The organism is Klebsiella sp. JN_Kp126, from assembly GCF_033843325.1.
In the GTDB taxonomy this organism is placed as follows: Bacteria; Pseudomonadota; Gammaproteobacteria; order Enterobacterales; family Enterobacteriaceae; genus Klebsiella; species Klebsiella michiganensis.
Window position 1 is genome coordinate 35,204 of sequence record NZ_JAWXQV010000097.1, and the last position, 16,797, is coordinate 52,000.

Consider the following 16,797-nt stretch of genomic DNA (forward strand, 5'->3'; position numbering starts at 1 on the left):
GATGGGGTCCGGGAACTGTCGGTGCCATGATGATGTGATGGACTGATAGCATCCGATCAGTTATCCACCTTTCGGAAACCTCTTCCTGCAACAGGGTATGCTGTCTTGTGTTCAGTATCATGCAGTAAACCGTCATGCGCAATACCATCAATTTCCGCGCATTCGGTTCCGGATAAAACGTCAAAAAAGCGGTCCGGAATCTGCCTGATAAGCCAGCTAGGGGACGTCTCAGAAAACGGAAAATAAAGCACGTTAAGCCCATTGCAGACTCTAGATATTGACGAGTACGTCGGGTTTTCTCTTGTTTGAGTTGCCTCTTGTGGTAAGATAGTAATCAATTACTATCTTACCAGGAGTGCTCGTGGACACCCATCCAAAGCATCTGCCGGCCGATGAACGTCGTGCCGTAACTGTCGAGTCCGTCGTGGCGCTTGCCGGTTCACAAAACCCAAGCGAGATAACCACTGCGGCTATCGCTAAACACATGAACTTGACCCAGGGTGCGCTGTTTCGGCACTTCCCGAACAAGGAAGCCATTTGGCAGGCGGTCATGGAGTGGGTAGCAGAGCGCCTATTAGCCAGAATCGATCGATCCGCACAAGGAATCGAGTCGCCCTTGGCAGCCATGGAGGCGATGTTCATGAGTCATATCGAATTCGTAGCTGAGCACCCAGGCGTGCCAAGAATGATGTTTGGTGAGCTTCAGCGTGCCGAATCGACACCGGCCAAGCGCATGGTGCAAACCTTGATTCAGCGCTACGGCGAACGTTTGCATCGTCTCATCGAGAAAGGCAAGGCCAGCGGCGAGTTGTCTCCCTCGCTTGACAACGAGGCGGCGGCAACGCTGTTCATTGGCACGATCCAGGGCTTGGTCATGCAATCGCTGTTGGCGGGTGATGTGGGACGTATGCACCGCGATGCGCCGCGCGTCTTTGCAATTTATCGGCGTGGCATAAGGAGTGCGCAATGAAAAAGTTACCCTTGCAAGGCCGCACCCTGGCACTGCTTGCCGTCATCATTCCTTTGCTGGTGCTTTTTATTTATGTCGGTCTGCGATCAGGGCCGCTCGCCCCGGTCGCTGTGACGGTGGCAAGCGTGGAATCACGGGCTATCACACCGGCGCTGTTCGGCATCGGCACGGTGGAGGCGCGCTACACCTACAAGATCGGGCCGACGTTTGCCGGGCGCGTCAAACGCCTGGAGGTGCATGTAGGCGACCAGGTCAAGGCCGGACAGGTGCTCGGCGAGATGGAGCCGGTCGACCTTGATGATCGGGTGCGCTCACAGGAGTCTGTATTCAAGCGGGCGGAAGCGGCTTTGCGCGAGGCAGAAGCCCGGCAAGCCTACGCGCAAACCCAGGCGCGCCGCTATGAGCAATTGTTTGCGGTGCGCTCGACCAGCGAGGAAATCGTCACCACCAAGCGGCAGGAACTGCAGATCGCCGATGCCGCCCTATCCGCCGCTCGGGAAGATATTGCCCGGGCACGCTCCGACCGCGAAGCACTCGTCGCGCAGCGGAGCAATCTGCGCCTGATCGCGCCGGTCGACGGTGTAGTCGCCGTGCGCGATGCCGATCCCGGCACGACCATCGTCGCGGGCCAGGCCGTGGTGGAAGTGATCGACCCCAAGAGTTTGTGGATCAATGTGCGCTTCGACCAGATCAGCGCATCGGGGCTGGCTGGGGGGCTGCCGGCTCATATCGTCCTGCGTTCGCGTGGTGGCCAGACCTTGAAAGGTCGCGTGCTGCGGGTGGAACCCAAGGCCGACGCGGTAACCGAGGAAACGCTTGCCAAGGTGACATTCGATAACAAACCAGAACCTTTGCCACCAGTGGGTGAACTGGCCGAAGTCACGGTTGACTTGCCGGCGCTCCCGGCCGCTCCACTGATCCCCAACGCTGCCGTCCAGCGTGAAGGCGATAAAGTTGGTGTCTGGCAAATCGTGGATGGTGATCTGCATTTCTCCCCGGTCAAGCTCGGCACTTCCGACCTCAATGGTTACGTGCAGGTGCGCGAAGGGCTCAAGAATGGGGACCAGGTTGTGACCTATAGCGAAAAGGCACTGACGGCGCGCAGCCGCATCCATGTGGTCGAGCATATCCCGGGAGTTTCACGATGATCAGCCTGGCCGGCCGCGACATTCTCCATGCCTGGGGGAAATTCGTCTTCACCGGCATCGGTCTGGGTCTGCTGATCGGCGTCACCCTAGTCATGGCTGGGGTGTACCGAGGCATGGTGGACGACGGCAAGGCGTTGCTCGACAACAGTGGCGCTGACCTTTGGGTGGTGCAAAAGGATACTCTGGGTCCTTATGCGGAGTCGTCCAGCCTCAACGATGACGTGTATCGCGCCATTCTCGCCATGCCGGGAGTCTCACAGGCAGCGAACGCGACCTACCTGACCATGCAGGTACGCAAGGGCGAGAGTGATGTACGCACCATGGTGGTCGGCATCGCGCCCGGTGCGTTGGGGGCTACACCCGGATGGCCTCCTTATCTCGTCGCTGGACGCCAGATCACGCGCGGTCACTACGAGGCTGTGGCCGACATCGCCACCGGCTTCAAACTGGGAGATCGTCTTGCCATTCGCCGCAATCATTACACCGTCGTGGGGCTGACACGGCGCATGGTGTCGTCCAGCGGCGACCCGATGGTATTCATTCCGCTCAAAGATGCCCAGGAGGCCCAGTTCCTCAAGGACAACGATGCCATCTGGCAAAGCCGGCGTCGCACCGAAGCCAACCCGGTCTTCAATCGACCCGGTGATCCAGGTTTGCTGGATGCCGTGATTGCTTCACAGAGCAGCAACGCGTTCGTCAATGCCGTGCTGGTCACTCTGAAACCTGGTCATGCGCCGGACGAGGTTGCCGAATCCATCCAGCGCTGGAAGCGTTTGACGGTCTACACCCGGGCACAGATGGAAGACATCCTCGTCGGCAAGCTGATCGCCACCTCGGCCAAGCAGATCGGCATGTTCCTTGTGATTCTGGCCATCGTTAGCGCGGCCATCGTTGCCTTCATCATCTATTCGCTGACGATGGACAAAATCCGTGAGATCGCGGTGTTGAAGCTCATCGGCACACGCAACCGAACCATCGCCGCGATGATCATGCAGCAGGCGCTCGCCCTGGGCGTGATTGGCTTCGTGGTCGGCAAGATCACAGCCACCTTTTCAGCACCGGCTTTTCCAAAATATGTCCTGCTCACGCCAATGGATTCTGTCGCCGGTTTTTTTGCCGTGCTCGTGATCTGCGTTCTAGCTAGCCTCGTCGCCATTCGCATAGCACTCAAGGTCGATCCGGCCGAAGCCATTGGAGGTTGAGATGAGTGGCAAAGGGATACACATCGAAAGTTTAAGCAAGCGGTATGGCGATGGTGACACCGCTGTCTTTGCCTTGAGAGACGTGAATATGCATGTTGCGCCTGGTGAAGTGGTGGGACTGATCGGCCCTTCCGGGTCCGGCAAGAGCACGCTGCTCAAGTGTCTGGGTGCGGTGATCGAACCGACCGCCGGTCGCATGACGCTGGGCGATGAAGTGATCTACGCCGATGGCTGGAAAGTCCGCGACCTGCGCGCCTTACGGCGTGACAAGATCGGTTTCGTTTTCCAGGCGCCGTACCTGATTCCGTTTCTCGATGTCACCGACAACGTGGCGCTGCTGCCGATGCTTGCAGGCGTCGCGAATGGAGAGTCGCGCGCGAAGGCACTGGAATTGCTCACAGCGCTTGATGTGCAACACCGAGCTCGCGCAATGCCCTCGCAACTCTCCGGTGGCGAGCAGCAACGGGTCGCCATCGCGCGCGGACTGGTCAATCGTCCGCCGGTGATCCTGGCCGATGAACCCACTGCGCCGCTGGATTCCGAGCGCGCCATGGCTGTAATCCGCATCCTCAACGACATGGCCCGGAAGTTCGAGACCGCCATCATCGTCGTCACCCATGACGAAAAGATCATCCCCACATTCAAGCGCATCTACCACATCCGCGACGGCGTGACCCATGAGGAAGCTGGCGAAGGGCGGGAGTTCGAATGAGAGAACGATTGAATTACAGGAGAATTTCATGACCCACCGCAAACACAGCCACGCATTTGGAACTATCACCCTGACCGTTACGGCCTGCCTGCTTTTATGGGGTTTTCAGTTGCCAGCTTGGGCTGGTGACGCTACCCAGGTTGAGCCACTGGCGCTACGCAAGATCATGCAGGAACTCGGGCGCAACATGCAGGCTATTACCGGTGCGATTTCGCAGGAGGAATGGGTTCAGGTCGTTCAGCTCGCCCCAAAAGTTGCTGCACACCCCGAGCCACCGCTTACTGAAAAAATGCGCATCCTTGCTTACCTCGGCGCTGATGCGACCAAGTTCAGAAACTTTGACGCGCAGACTCACGAGGCGGCGCTGGCCATGAAGCTGGCTGCTGTGAGTAGCGACGGCAAGGCGGTGATCCAATCATTCGCCCACGTGCAGGAAAGCTGCTTGGGCTGCCACCAAGCTTTCCGTAAACCTTTCGTGGAGCATTTTTATGGAGCACGCTAAAACATGCCAGCGCCCCATCAGCCTCGAAAGACGGCTTGCGGCAACTTACCTGGTAGCTGGTCTGGTCACCGCCGGTCTGGCCGGCTGCGCCGCCGGCCCTGATTTTCAGCGTCCCACCGCACCCGATGTGGCTCGCTACACTGCAACACCGGTAGCTGATAGAACCGTGTCCGCTCCCACGCAGTTCGGCGAAACACAACGTCTAGTCGAAGGGCTTCCGATCGAAACGCAATGGTGGCAAAGCTTGGGTTCATCCGCACTCGACGGACTGATAAACGAAGCTTTCCATGTCAGCCCGACGCTGGCGAGCATCAGCGCCAATTTGCGACAGGCGCAGGAGCTTCTTGCCGCACAGGCGGGCTCGACGCAATATCCACAGGTAGATGTCGCACTGGGATCTCAGCGCCAGCAAATGAGTCCCAGTAGCCAAGGGTTGAGCGGAGACGCACGTCAATTCAGCCTCTACAACGCCAGCGTTGGCGTGCATTACAACCTCGATCTGGCTGGCGGCAACCGGCGCGCACTCGAAGCCTTGGCTGCTCGCGCCGACTACCGTCGCTTCGAACTGAATGCTGCGCGCCTGGCCCTTGCCGGCAACATGGCAACCGCTGCCATTACCCGAGCACGCCTCGCCGCGCAACTAGAAGCCACTACTGCCATTTTGCGCGAGCAGGATGAGCAACTGCGCCTAGCCCATGAACGCGTGCGTATCGGTCAGGCCTCACCTGATGAAGCGTTGAGCCTACAAGCTCAGGCGGAGCAAACGCGGGCAGAACTGCCTGCGCTGCGTAAACAACTGCAACAAACCGAACATCTACTGGCGGTGCTAGCCGGTCGTGCCCCAGGCACGGGTGGCATCCCGGCCTTCACTCTGGCCGATTTTACTCTACCCGTCGAGATGCCGCTCGTCGTGCCCTCAGAACTGGTGCGCCGCCGACCGGATATCCAGGCGTCAGAGGCGCTGTTGCATGCGGCCAATGCAGACTATGGTGTGGCTGTCGCCAAGCTCTACCCACAGATCAACCTGAGCGCCAACCTTGGTTCTCAGGCGCTGACCACCGGTGCCCTGTTCGGTGGTGGCTCGGCAGTGTGGGGCCTGGTTGCGCAGCTCACCCAGCCTCTTTTTAATCCAGGGCTACCCGCTGAAAAAAGAGCGGCGCTCGCCGCTTTTGATGCCGCCGTAGCCAATTACCAGAGCGTCGTATTGGAGTCTTTGCGTAACGTCGCCGACACCCTGCGCGCGGTGGAAAGCGATGCACAAACTTTGACTGCCCTCGCTGCCGCTGATATGGCTGCACAGGCCTCCTTGCAGTCGGTCGAGCGGCAATACCGGCTGGGCGCGGCCAGCTACCTGCAACTGCTCATCGCGCAGCAACAGGCACAGTCAATCCGGATCAATATGGTTGCGGTCCAGGCACAACGCCTAGTCGATAGTGTTGCTTTATATCAGGCCCTGGGAGGTGGTGTCAGTTAAGACTATACCCTAACCTGATGTCAGATGTTGAGCACAAACAACGTCAGAGTAGGGTATTAATTTATATTTATTGACACATTCAGCCAAGGGTAATAGATTTCATCCTGACATTTTTACCTTTGGAGGCATCTTGCAAGGTCAACGTATCGGCTACGTTCGCGTCAGCAGCTTCGACCAGAATCCTGATCGACAACTGGAACAAATAGAAGTCGGCAAGGTATTCACCGATAAGGCTTCAGGCAAGGACACACAACGTCCCGAACTTGAAAGGCTGCTGGCCTTCGTCCGCGAGGGCGACACCGTGGTGGTGCATAGCATGGACAGGTTGGCACGCAACCTTGATGACCTGCGCCGCATCGTCCAAGGGCTGACACAACGGGGCGTGCGCATGGAGTTCGTCAAAGAAGGGCTAACGTTCACCGGCGAGGACTCACCGATGGCCAATCTGATGCTGTCGGTCATGGGAGCCTTTGCTGAGTTCGAGCGCGCTCTGATCCGCGAACGTCAGCGCGAGGGAATCGTGCTGGCTAAGCAGCGCGGGGCCTACCGGGGACGAAAGAAATCGCTGAACAGCGAACAAATTGCCGAGTTGAAACGGCGAGTTGCGGCAGGCGACCAGAAAACCTTGGTGGCCCGTGACTTCGGCATCAGCCGCGAAACCTTGTACCAGTACCTGCGGGAAGACTGACCATGGGCACTGTTGCAAATAGTCGGTGGTGATAAACTTATCATCCCCTTTTGCTGATGGAGCTGCACATGAACCCATTCAAAGGCCGGCATTTTCAGCGTGACATCATTCTGTGGGCCGTACGCTGGTACTGCAAATACGGCATCAGTTACCGTGAGCTGCAGGAGATGCTGGCTGAACGCGGAGTGAATGTCGATCACTCCACGATTTACCGCTGGGTTCAGCGTTATGCGCCTGAAATGGAAAAACGGCGGCGCTGGTACTGGCGTAACCCTTCCGATCTTTGCCCGTGGCACATGGATGAAACCTACGTGAAGGTCAATGGCCGCTGGGCGTATCTGTACCGGGCCGTCGACAGCCGGGGCCGCACTGTCGATTTTTATCTCTCCTCCCGTCGTAACAGCAAAGCTGCATACCGGTTTCTGGGTAAAATCCTCAACAACGTGAAGAAGTGGCAGATCCCGCGATTCATCAACACGGATAAAGCGCCCGCCTATGGTCGCGCGCTTGCTCTGCTCAAACGCGAAGGCCGGTGCCCGTCTGACGTTGAACACCGACAGATTAAGTACCGGAACAACGTGATTGAATGCGATCATGGCAAACTGAAACGGATAATCGACGCCACGCTGGGATTTAAATCCATGAAGACGGCTTACGCCACCATCAAAGGTATTGAGGTGATGCGTGCACTACGCAAAGGCCAGGCCTCAGCATTTTATTATGGTGATCCCCTGGGCGAAATGCGCCTGGTAAGCAGAGTTTTTGAAATGTAAGGCCTTTGAATAAGACAAAAGGCTGCCTCATCGCTAACTTTGCAACAGTGCCAATATCACTTTTTATACAATGAACTCTATCTTGCATCGATCAAGGGAGATTGTCACGAACGAAGATATCGATAGAAACACTTGGTGCTATGAAGCCGGCATCACTATCCGAAAACGCCTTCAACGTCTGAACGGCATACTCGATTTCATGCAACAGGTTCTGATTAATAATTGCGTCAAAGGTACCCGCAATGAGCGCGCGACGCGCATGCTCCGTCAGTTCGTGGGCCACCACCACGACCTCGGATTTGCGGCCGCTTTCTTCTATGGCATTGATAAGTCCGCGGTTACCCGCCCCGATATTGTATAACCCCACCAGATCGGGATTGTTGGCCAACAATTCGCGCGCCACCGTCACGGTTATGCTGCTATCGTCGCGTCCCTCCCGGACCGGCAATACCCGTAAATGCGGATATTCCCGCGTGATGACCTGTTCGAAACCCACTCGCCGGTCGGCCTGATCACACAAGGTCATCGCGCCCGCGATGATGCCGACGGAACCGGAGAGGCCCGCCGTAAACTTGCCAATCAACGAAGCCGCCACCCGGCCGGCGGCGACATTATTTTGGCCGATACAGTGCAACCGACGGGAGGGGGTAACATCGGATACAAGGGTAACGACGCCGACCCCTTTCTGAATCAGCGCGTCGATAGCCTCACGCACCGCAAAGGTATCAATGGCGACCACCGCAACGCCCATGCAAATCTTTGGATTAATTTGACTGAGCAGGTGGGTCAACTCCTCATCATCCAATTCTTTATAGTCGGCGAATGACAGGAAAATGCGTTGTTCAGCCAAACGTTTTCCTAACGCTTCAGCCTCTTCACGCAAGCTGACCATAAAGGTATTTTTTGGGCCGCGCGGGATGATGAACTGAAAGCGATATTCCTGTTCATCTGTCAGGCTCGCAGGCGTGACATTCCCGCGAAATTGCAAGAGATCCAACGCATTTTTGACGCGCTCGGCAGCATCGGGGCGAACTTTACTCCGCCCATTTAATACCCGGTCAACCGTTGCAAGCGAGACTCCTGCCTCTTTCGCGACATCGCGCAAAGTCACACGTTTCACAGCGACGGCTCCTTAACATCAGTAATTTCAAACGATCTCTGGTGAGAGAAAGAACAAGTCATTTAACCAACCTTAAGATAAATAAGACAATGACAGCCGGCTTAAAAATTTCTAATTTTTGAGCGCCCCAAACCACTTACCCTAACGGTTATTAGATTGGCTAAGGGCCACCGCCAGAATGATAATCACACCACGGGCTACCAGTTGCTGACTGTAATCCAGTCCCAGCAGCAGCAACCCGTTATTGATTAATCCCATCATCAACGCGCCAACAATGGAGCCAACCACGGTACCGCTTCCCCCCAACAGTCCGGTACCGCCCAGAACCGCAGCAGCAATGACCGACATTTCGTCGCCGACGCCAAATTGGAATCGCCCGGATTGCAGCCGACCGGCGTAAAGCATCCCCGCCAACCCGGCCGACAAAGACGACAGCAGCAGGACCCTGGCTTTGATCGATGCCGTGTTAATGCCACTATAGCGCGCCGCGGTCTCGTTGCCCCCCGTCGCCATGACCCGACGACCGAAGGTACTGCGTTTTAGCGAGAAATGTCCGGCGAATCCGATGACAAACATCCAAATCAGCAAAACCGGCACCGGGCCGATATTACCGCCGCCAAACACAAAAGCATATCCTTGGCTCAGTATCGGAATCGCCGCGGTATGGCTTATCCACATTGACACACCGGTTGCAATACCCATGGTGGCGAGAGTGGTCAAAAAGGAAGGTATCCCGATGCGAGTGGTCAGAAAACCATTCACCAGACCAAAGATCAGGCTGACCGCAACACCGGCGAAGACGCCGGGTACCACGCCATAATTATGTATGGTCATGGCGGTGACCACCGAGGCCAGACCCGCCAGTGAACCGATAGAAAGATCGATTTCTCTGGCAGCCAGTACGAATGTCATGGCGGTCGCCATGATGGCGATCATCGCTGTTTGTCTGACAATGTTCAAGAGATTATCGGGGTCCAGGAAGCCCTGGTCGGATAAGGTGATGGAGAATACAATAAAGATAACAACAAACCCGATATAAAGGATGGCGCGTCGCCAGGAACGAAACATGGCGTTCAGCAGTGACACGGAAGTAGGGTTAATCACGGCTAACTTAGTCATTTGAATTTACCTTCTGAATGGCGATCTGGAGGCGGCGTTGCGCGTCTGACAGACGTTCTGACGGGGCGGTATCGGGTGAGATCAAATCTCTCCTGGGATCAATCTCACCGGCCAGCCGGCCTTTCGCCATGAGAATGATACGATCAGAGGCGGCGATAAGTTCGGCCATCTCCGACGAAATGAGAATAACGGCCTTGCCTTGACGGGCGAGTTCACGAATCAATTCGACGATTTCGGTTTTGCTGCCGATATCAATACCCGCAGTGGGCTCATCCAGGATGAGAATATCCGGGGCGGTCGCCAGACCCTTTGCCAAGACGACTTTTTGCTGATTTCCACCCGATAACGCCAAGGCGGAGGTTCCGGGTGAATCAGTCTTAATTCGCAGGAAATCTATCTGCTTTCTGACCAGGGCGGCCGACCGGCCGGTCAAAACCCAGGTATAACGGCTCAATTGTTTAAGTACCGGCAGACAGATATTGCTGGCGACGCTATGTTGAACAATCAGCCCCTCCAGCAAACGGTCTTCGGGGATAAGGGCGATACCTTCGGCAATGGCTTCGCGGGGGCTGGCGAAATGGACGGTTTTGCCATTCACCCGGATTTCGCCGGCAACCACCGGGCTGATACCGTAGAGAAGACGTGCCAATGCGCTGCGACCGCTGCCCAGCAGACCCGCGATACCGACGACTTCACCCCGGCGAACCGTCAAACTGACATCAAGCGGCCGGCGGCTACCGGATACACCCTTGAGTTCCAGAATGATTTCCCCGGGTACCGAGTCTGCATTATCAACCGTGACCGTAAGATTTCGCCCCTCCTGGCCGACGATGTGACCGATAATAGTCTCAATCGTCAGATCCGATAGCGGCGCGGACATGACGTAACGGCCATCCCGCAGAATCGTGGCGCGATCGGCGATATGCATGATCTCATCCATTCTATGTGACACATAGATAATGGCGACCCCCGCTGTTTTCAGGTGGCGAAGCATGCTAAACAGCAGGCCCACCTCTGTTTCGGTCAGCGCGCTCGACGGTTCGTCCAGTATCAGAATACTGCTGCGTTGCGACATGGCTTTGATGATTTCAGTCAGTTGACGCTGACCGGCGCTCATCTGGGCAACAAGCTCCGTCGGTTCGATATCGACATGGAATTCCTGGAATAAACCGCGGGATAACCGGATGCAGGCTTGGTCATCAATTAAACCAAAGCGATTTCTAGGCTCGCGATTCAGGAAAATATTCTGGGCAGCGGTGAGGGTCGGTATCAGACTCATTTCCTGAAAAATCATGGCAATGCCCGCTAACCTTGCTGCCTCAACGGTATGCTCGATCAGCGGTTGCCCGTTCACTTCGATAGTCCCGGTATCGGGGGACTGTACGCCACGAAGGATCTTCAACAAGGTGGATTTCCCCGCACCGTTGCCCCCCAGCAAGGCATGGATCTCGCCGCGCTTGACCTCGATCCGGACATCTTTGAGGGCGACTACGCCGCCAAATGTTTTCGTGATGCCGACCATGCGAATGGCGGGGGCAGGATTGGGGGACTCGTTTCCTGCCCGCTGTTCCACATTTCCCACTGACTGACCGCCAAGAGCAGCAACAATGTTTGTCATTTTTATACCCCATAAAGTGTTCGTTTGCTGGCGAAAAAGATCACCGGTCAGAACTCAGTCAACCGTTCTCACCAGAGTAAAGGGGTGGATCAGGCGTCTACCCGTTAACCTAGCGCATGCTGTTACGAACATCATCTGGCAGTTCCTGGTGGTAAACTTGCTGCCATGAGGCGGCGAGTGTGTCTTTGGTCACTGGCAGCGCCGACCAGGCAACATAGGTGGGCGCTTTTTTGCCCAACAGGCCGTAACCAGCCAGAATCGCCTCGGTGACGCCCTGATCGTATGGCCGTTGTGCGCCCAGTCCTTTAACAAAAGAGCCCTGGGCCATATTAATGGCCACGTTTTCACCCAAGTCACAGGCGGTTATCACCAAATGGTCGAGTCCCGAGGTGCGCGCTGCGGCGATAACGCCTTCAGCCGGTACATCCCACACCGCCCAAATTCCGTTGATCCTGCGGTGCGCGGTGATCATCGCACTGGCCGCCCGTTGAGCATCTCCGGCAAAATCTGGTCCGCCGATACCCTGCTCTGCCACAATCTTGATATCTGGAAAATTATCCGTAATGGTTTTTTTGAAAGCGATGTAGCGCTGTTGCGTCACAAAATAATCGGCGGCATGGTAGACAATGCCGATCGAGCCTTTTCCTTTCAATTCTTTCGCCATGAGCAGCGCAGCCGCGACACCATTACCGTAATTGTCAGCGGAGACGACACTGACATAGTCTTTTCCGGCAGTTAATCCCTTGGGAACATTGTCCATAAATACCAGTTTGACGCCCTGATCGGCCGCTTTCTTATAAGCGCTCGAGGTAGCAACCGGATCGGTTGGGATCGACACGATGATATTAGGTTTCCTAACCAACATGGTCTCGATATCGGAGACCTGTTTTTCGGGCTTGAAGCCGGCATCGGTCACGCCGATGACCTTGATGCCCATGCTCTTGAACTGCTGGGTCAAGCCATTTATCTGGGCGCGCGACCAGTCATCGCCGGAGTAATGCATGATAATTGCCGCGGTCGCATGCAGATTTTTGATTCTGGATAACTCATCGGGGGTGAGTCGGATATTGCCCACAGATTCCGGCTGTTCGCCGTTGGGTCCCTGGCTTAACACTTTACCCGACAGGGAAGTGAGCAATTCATTGGGATCGGCGGCAAGCGCCGCTCCCGTGGCTGCGATGCCAAACAAACCGGCGACCACGATTGAGAGTACCCTGTTCCACCTGTTTTTCATTGTAGTGTTCTCTTTGAATGATGCCGCCTGCGCTTGCATGCCGTCGGGTTATTACTATTTTCGTCAGAGAGGGCGGACACATCCCGACCCCCGAATTCTGGCATAAAGGAAAACTAGCCTTAGCGTTATAATATTAACCGTGATAATGATTCCGGGACCGGATCGGCCAGTAACTTGCCGGTGCGAAACAGGTTACGAATAACTTCTGGTTTATCGGTGCGGGACAAAAATTGTCTGGCGTCGGCAATGTCGGCGAACAGACCGAGGGCGACCGGTGAAAATTTTCTGCCGGTCCAGGACACAACATCATGCGCTATGGCCTGTCGTCCGGTTTTGACGGTCAATTCGCTGGGATCAACCGTGGTCACCAGCGTGATACGTCGCTCCGCGCCGAAGCCCAAAACCAGGCTGCTCCATAGACGGTCTCCCTCGAAGATACCGAAGACGACGCAGGAATCCGCCGGGATGAACGCTTTGATGGCTTGCTCAATCCCTTCATAGGACGCGCCAAGCCGCCATTGTAATCCCAGACGGGAACTGGCCGGGCCGGGAAAGGCGGCAATGCCGTCAGGGTAATCGTCCATCGTGACGAAGGCCCGGTGTACATACTCGTCAATGTCGTCATTAACCGTCCAGGTATCCTGGATCTTTCTGAAATACTCATCCGAAGCACGGCGTTCAACGATCAAGACGAAATCGGTAGTGGCTCGATTGGCTTCGTATACCGCTTTGGCGTCCGCCTGAGGTTGCGTTACCCTGGTGATGGGTCGCGTAATCTTCGCTTTCCCCGAATGAACAAATTTAACGATTTCACCGTCCTCGTGGATGATAATAATCCGACGTTTTTCTTTCGCGGAATCCAACAGCAAGTTTTGAAGATTTCGCCAATGATCCACATCGATATCAACCATTAGCGCGTTTTCATGCAACATAACGGGTTACCTCCGAATTAGAGTTCAATCTCGTACGTATTAATAGTGTAAGGAGCCAACGTGTCGCACCAATGGGTGCCGCTGGCCTTGACAGCACGGCCTTCCCAAATTTCGCTGACGTTTCGGAGGGGTTGCCCGACGCCCACCTCCGCCTGAATTTCCCGATCGGTCGGATTGGCGACGAACACAAAAACCCGGTTTGGCTTACTGGGATCACGGTGGACAGCGACATCAAGCTGAGGATCATTTTTGCTGATCGCGACAATGCCGACCTGGCGAAGCGCTTCATCAACCGCCGATGCCACATCGGCCAGCCGTGGTATCACTACCAGACGCCCGTTACCGATGGTATAGGTTGTGGCAACCTGCCGTCGATCAACCGACAGCGGCACGGCTGCTCCGGTGCCGGCGGCAGTCAATAGGGTCTTATTTTCGGCGAATCGTTCATTCAGGGTCGGTAGCTGCGGGCCGAGGATCACTACGCCGCCATTCTCGATATAGTCCAAGAGCTTTTGCTGCGCGGCATCGCCAAGAAACTCAAACGACGACAGCAGGACAGCCTTATAGCGCGGTAGGCGCACTGCCGGCAGTGACGAATCAGAGAGCAGGAAAGTGTGTCCGGCATCGGACAGGCAACGGTAATAAGCGGTGAACCAATCCGTTTTCGCCAGTTGGATGGGCTCGTTGAAACCAAATGTCCGCTCGGAAACCGTCATGAAATTGGGATATTCCGACAGGCTCAGTTGGGATTCCAGAAAATCGCCCGGGAAGGATAATAGTTCGGTGGCCGCTTCCAGCCGGTCATAATCGCGATTCGCCAGTAGCAGCACATCAGCCTGGCGCTGAAACTGATTGAAATCATAACGGGTGGCCAGGGCATTGGTCTGCTGGAATACCGCGGCGTTTTCTGTGCGTATCCGTCCATCGCGACGTATAGGCGAGGCCAGCCAGCGGTCCCGTTCGACCAGCATATAACGGCTGAATCCCTTGATCCCGTGCATCAGCGCGGCGCGAGTGACAAACGCCTCATCTTTCTCGTCGCCTGGATGCAAGTACCATGGCCACACCCCAGCGATGAATTCAGGAATGTAGGGGAACCGACTGGACCCCACCACATAGGACACCACCGTTTTCACGTGATCGTACAATTCTTTGCGGGAATAGATATCGAAACCAACGAAGTCAAGGCTTTCCTCTAACGCCATCAGATTATAAGGCGCGGTGATGCCGCTGGCGGCTCCCCCTGGCCCCAAGGGGTGCGGGTAGTTATGGAACAGGGGAATATTGGTCAATCCAGCGTTGCGCATCATACCGGCTAAGCGGGTGAGACAGTCCACCAGGTAGTATTCCCGATATTCAATCCAATCGACATACGCGGGAAGGTCGCGTGAGGTTTTACCCTCAAAACGCCGTGGCGCATCGATTTGATCGAAACCACCCAGGGTTCGGCCGTAGACCTGTTCAATGGCGCCGAGCGTTTGATATTTCTTTGCCAGAAACGCCTGGAATTTTGCGATTGAGGATGGACTGAAATCACAGGCGTAAGGATTGATATGGAAAAAGAAAGCCATTTCGTTATCGACTTGCGCCGCAATCAATCCGCCGTTTGGATACTGATGTTTCACCAGGATCGGTAAAATAGCATCAAACCACAAAGCCGCCTCAGTGAAAAATTTCTCCGCGGCATAGCTGAGCGCAGGAATAGGTCGGGGGACCTGGGTGAGGACGGCTTTCCCCCCTTGTGCGTTAAGTGCCTGCAGTTCCGGGTCATCAAGGATCCGGCGAGGATAGCCGAACCAGGTTAATTCAGAATTGATTTGCGGGCCAGGTCGCGCAATGGTACGAAGACCTTTTTCTTCCGCCAGAGTGAGGAACGCGTCAAGATCCTTGTTGGGGTCAATGCTGCCGAAGTCGAATTGTCCCCGTTCGATTTCATGAACTTCCCAGGGCATATAAATTGAAATAGCCGTAAACCCCAGGGATTTAACCTTATCAAGAATTTCCCCCCATTTATCCCGCTCCAAACGCCAGTAGTGAACCGCGCCAGCGTAAAGAGATTCATTGTGACCTTCCACAAGAAATTGATGATTATCCGCCACGATAGGGATCGTGTTCTGATCTTCATGGTTACTAGACACTAGTAGCCTCCTAGAAAGTGTTGAATGATGTTTCTGATATTACCGATGCATAGAACATCTCTGTGTCCCGCTCCTATTAATGCGATCAAAACTATCATTACAAATAAAATAACAATGTGATAAACCTCACAAACATCAATTCATTTTGTTATCTTTTTGTAAAGATCGCATCTAATATAACTAAAAGAATACAATGCTGTTATTATATCTACATGATTTATATGTATTATTTTTTTAAATAAATATTTATTTTCCCATATATTGGCAAGCTTTTCTGATTAAAAAATGACGTTAAAAATATCATATAAAATTACATTAATATTTTTAATAAACGTCAAATCACGTCAAATGACGTCAAATCGGTAAACTGAACCTCCACACCGTAACCCGACGACCCTATAGCCCATCAGTTTCGCTGACTCATCCTCAACTCAGCGCGGTACAGTATGAGATGGCAACTTTTGCTAAACGCAGATGGACTGGTACGAGGCAGGGTTCTTTTAGCATGGTGGAATGACGGACCGCCAACGCTATCCCTGCAACGGAAAGGGGTAACGGCTTGGTCGTCCCCGGATGAAGAGCGGATAAAATCCTGAGAGTAAAGGCAGCCGATAATAAGTTATGGAGATTGATCTTACCCAGCAATAACGGGCACAACCCTAAGCTAGGGAAGGTGCGAATAAGCAGGTCATTTCTTCCCAAGCTGACTCGCTGATTAAAATTTCGCGGATCTGGGCCGATTTTTTTCCCGCAAACACATCGAATCAGCCTATTTAGGCTATTTTTTCCACCATTTCTGGCGTTATTTCCGGTTTTTACTGAGATCTCTCCCACTGACGTATCATTTGGTCCACCCGAAACAGGTTGGCCAGGGTGAATAACATCGCCAGTTGGTTATCGTTTTTCAGCAGCCCCTTGTATCTGGCTTTCACGAAGCCGAACTGCCGCTTGATGATGCGAAACGGGTGCTCCACCCTGGCACGGATGCTGGCTTTCATGTATTCGATGTTGATGGCCGTTTTGTTCTTGCGCGGATGCTGCTTCAAGGTTTTTACCTTGCCGGGACGCTCGGCGATCAGCCAGTCCACATCCACCTCGGCCAGCTCCTCGCGGATTGCCTTTCTTGGTCTGATGCATCTCCGGATCGCGTTGCTGCTCTTTGTTCTT

At 54.8% G+C, this 16,797-nt stretch carries 14 protein-coding genes and 1 pseudogene; 8 read left to right on the forward strand and 7 right to left on the reverse strand.

The window, feature by feature from the left end; genetic code table 11:
- Positions 1-361: 361 nt before the first annotated feature.
- The 8 genes from SIK97_RS27680 to SIK97_RS27715 all read left to right on the forward strand — a co-directional run bounded on the left by SIK97_RS27680 (position 362) and on the right by SIK97_RS27715 (position 7,469).
- Positions 362-970 (forward strand): TetR/AcrR family transcriptional regulator, encoded by a 609-nt coding sequence (locus SIK97_RS27680; RefSeq protein ID WP_004393990.1) that lies wholly within the window; start codon positions 362-364, stop codon positions 968-970.
- A complete protein-coding gene (locus SIK97_RS27685; protein ID WP_016236501.1) occupies positions 967-2,118 on the forward strand; it encodes an efflux RND transporter periplasmic adaptor subunit in 1,152 nt (383 codons plus the stop codon). Before SIK97_RS27680 ends, SIK97_RS27685 begins: the two co-directional genes overlap by 4 nt.
- Positions 2,115-3,320: an ABC transporter permease gene (locus SIK97_RS27690; RefSeq protein ID WP_022652303.1), complete on the forward strand. Its 1,206-nt coding sequence runs from the start codon at positions 2,115-2,117 to the stop codon at positions 3,318-3,320. Before SIK97_RS27685 ends, SIK97_RS27690 begins: the two co-directional genes overlap by 4 nt.
- 1 nt (position 3,321) lies before the next feature.
- Positions 3,322-4,032: an ABC transporter ATP-binding protein gene (locus tag SIK97_RS27695; RefSeq protein ID WP_004393997.1), complete on the forward strand. Its 711-nt coding sequence runs from the start codon at positions 3,322-3,324 to the stop codon at positions 4,030-4,032.
- A 28-nt stretch (positions 4,033-4,060) separates the two neighbouring features.
- On the forward strand, positions 4,061-4,534 hold the full coding sequence (locus SIK97_RS27700) for a cytochrome c (protein ID WP_050074829.1): 474 nt from the start codon (positions 4,061-4,063) through the stop codon (positions 4,532-4,534).
- Positions 4,521-6,008: an efflux transporter outer membrane subunit gene (locus SIK97_RS27705; RefSeq protein WP_053389979.1), complete on the forward strand. Its 1,488-nt coding sequence runs from the start codon at positions 4,521-4,523 to the stop codon at positions 6,006-6,008. The genes SIK97_RS27700 and SIK97_RS27705 overlap by 14 nt, the downstream gene beginning before the upstream one ends.
- 130 nt (positions 6,009-6,138) lie before the next feature.
- Complete coding sequence (locus SIK97_RS27710; protein WP_001162010.1) at positions 6,139-6,696, forward strand: recombinase family protein; 558 nt, start codon at positions 6,139-6,141, stop codon at positions 6,694-6,696.
- 68 nt (positions 6,697-6,764) lie between these two features.
- Positions 6,765-7,469 carry an IS6-like element IS26 family transposase gene (locus SIK97_RS27715; protein WP_131066661.1) on the forward strand — a complete coding sequence of 235 codons (705 nt, stop codon included), beginning with the start codon at positions 6,765-6,767 and terminating at the stop codon, positions 7,467-7,469.
- A gap of 91 nt (positions 7,470-7,560) precedes the next feature.
- Here SIK97_RS27715 and SIK97_RS27720 read toward each other — a convergent pair whose 3' ends face one another.
- The 7 genes and pseudogenes from SIK97_RS27720 to SIK97_RS27750 form a co-directional block, all read right to left on the reverse strand.
- Positions 7,561-8,589: a LacI family DNA-binding transcriptional regulator gene (locus SIK97_RS27720; RefSeq protein ID WP_032692947.1), complete on the reverse strand. Its 1,029-nt coding sequence runs from the start codon at positions 8,587-8,589 to the stop codon at positions 7,561-7,563.
- Positions 8,590-8,730: 141 nt separating this feature from the next.
- On the reverse strand, positions 8,731-9,708 hold the full coding sequence (locus tag SIK97_RS27725) for an ABC transporter permease (protein ID WP_077253342.1): 978 nt from the start codon (positions 9,706-9,708) through the stop codon (positions 8,731-8,733).
- Positions 9,701-11,326, reverse strand: coding sequence for a sugar ABC transporter ATP-binding protein (locus tag SIK97_RS27730; protein WP_077253341.1), 1,626 nt, complete (start codon positions 11,324-11,326; stop codon positions 9,701-9,703). The genes SIK97_RS27725 and SIK97_RS27730 overlap by 8 nt, the downstream gene beginning before the upstream one ends.
- Positions 11,327-11,435: 109 nt before the next feature.
- Positions 11,436-12,560 carry a substrate-binding domain-containing protein gene (locus SIK97_RS27735; protein ID WP_032692944.1) on the reverse strand — a complete coding sequence of 375 codons (1,125 nt, stop codon included), beginning with the start codon at positions 12,558-12,560 and terminating at the stop codon, positions 11,436-11,438.
- A 125-nt stretch (positions 12,561-12,685) separates the two neighbouring features.
- Positions 12,686-13,492, reverse strand: a complete 807-nt coding sequence (locus SIK97_RS27740; RefSeq protein ID WP_050595116.1) for a hypothetical protein — start codon at positions 13,490-13,492, stop codon at positions 12,686-12,688.
- A gap of 17 nt (positions 13,493-13,509) precedes the next feature.
- The gene (locus tag SIK97_RS27745; RefSeq protein WP_050595115.1) at positions 13,510-15,630 is read right to left on the reverse strand and encodes an alpha-amylase family protein; all 2,121 of its coding nucleotides are present in this window, start codon (positions 15,628-15,630) and stop codon (positions 13,510-13,512) included.
- A gap of 815 nt (positions 15,631-16,445) precedes the next feature.
- A pseudogene (locus SIK97_RS27750) lies at positions 16,446-16,797 on the reverse strand (transposase); the annotation flags it as partial.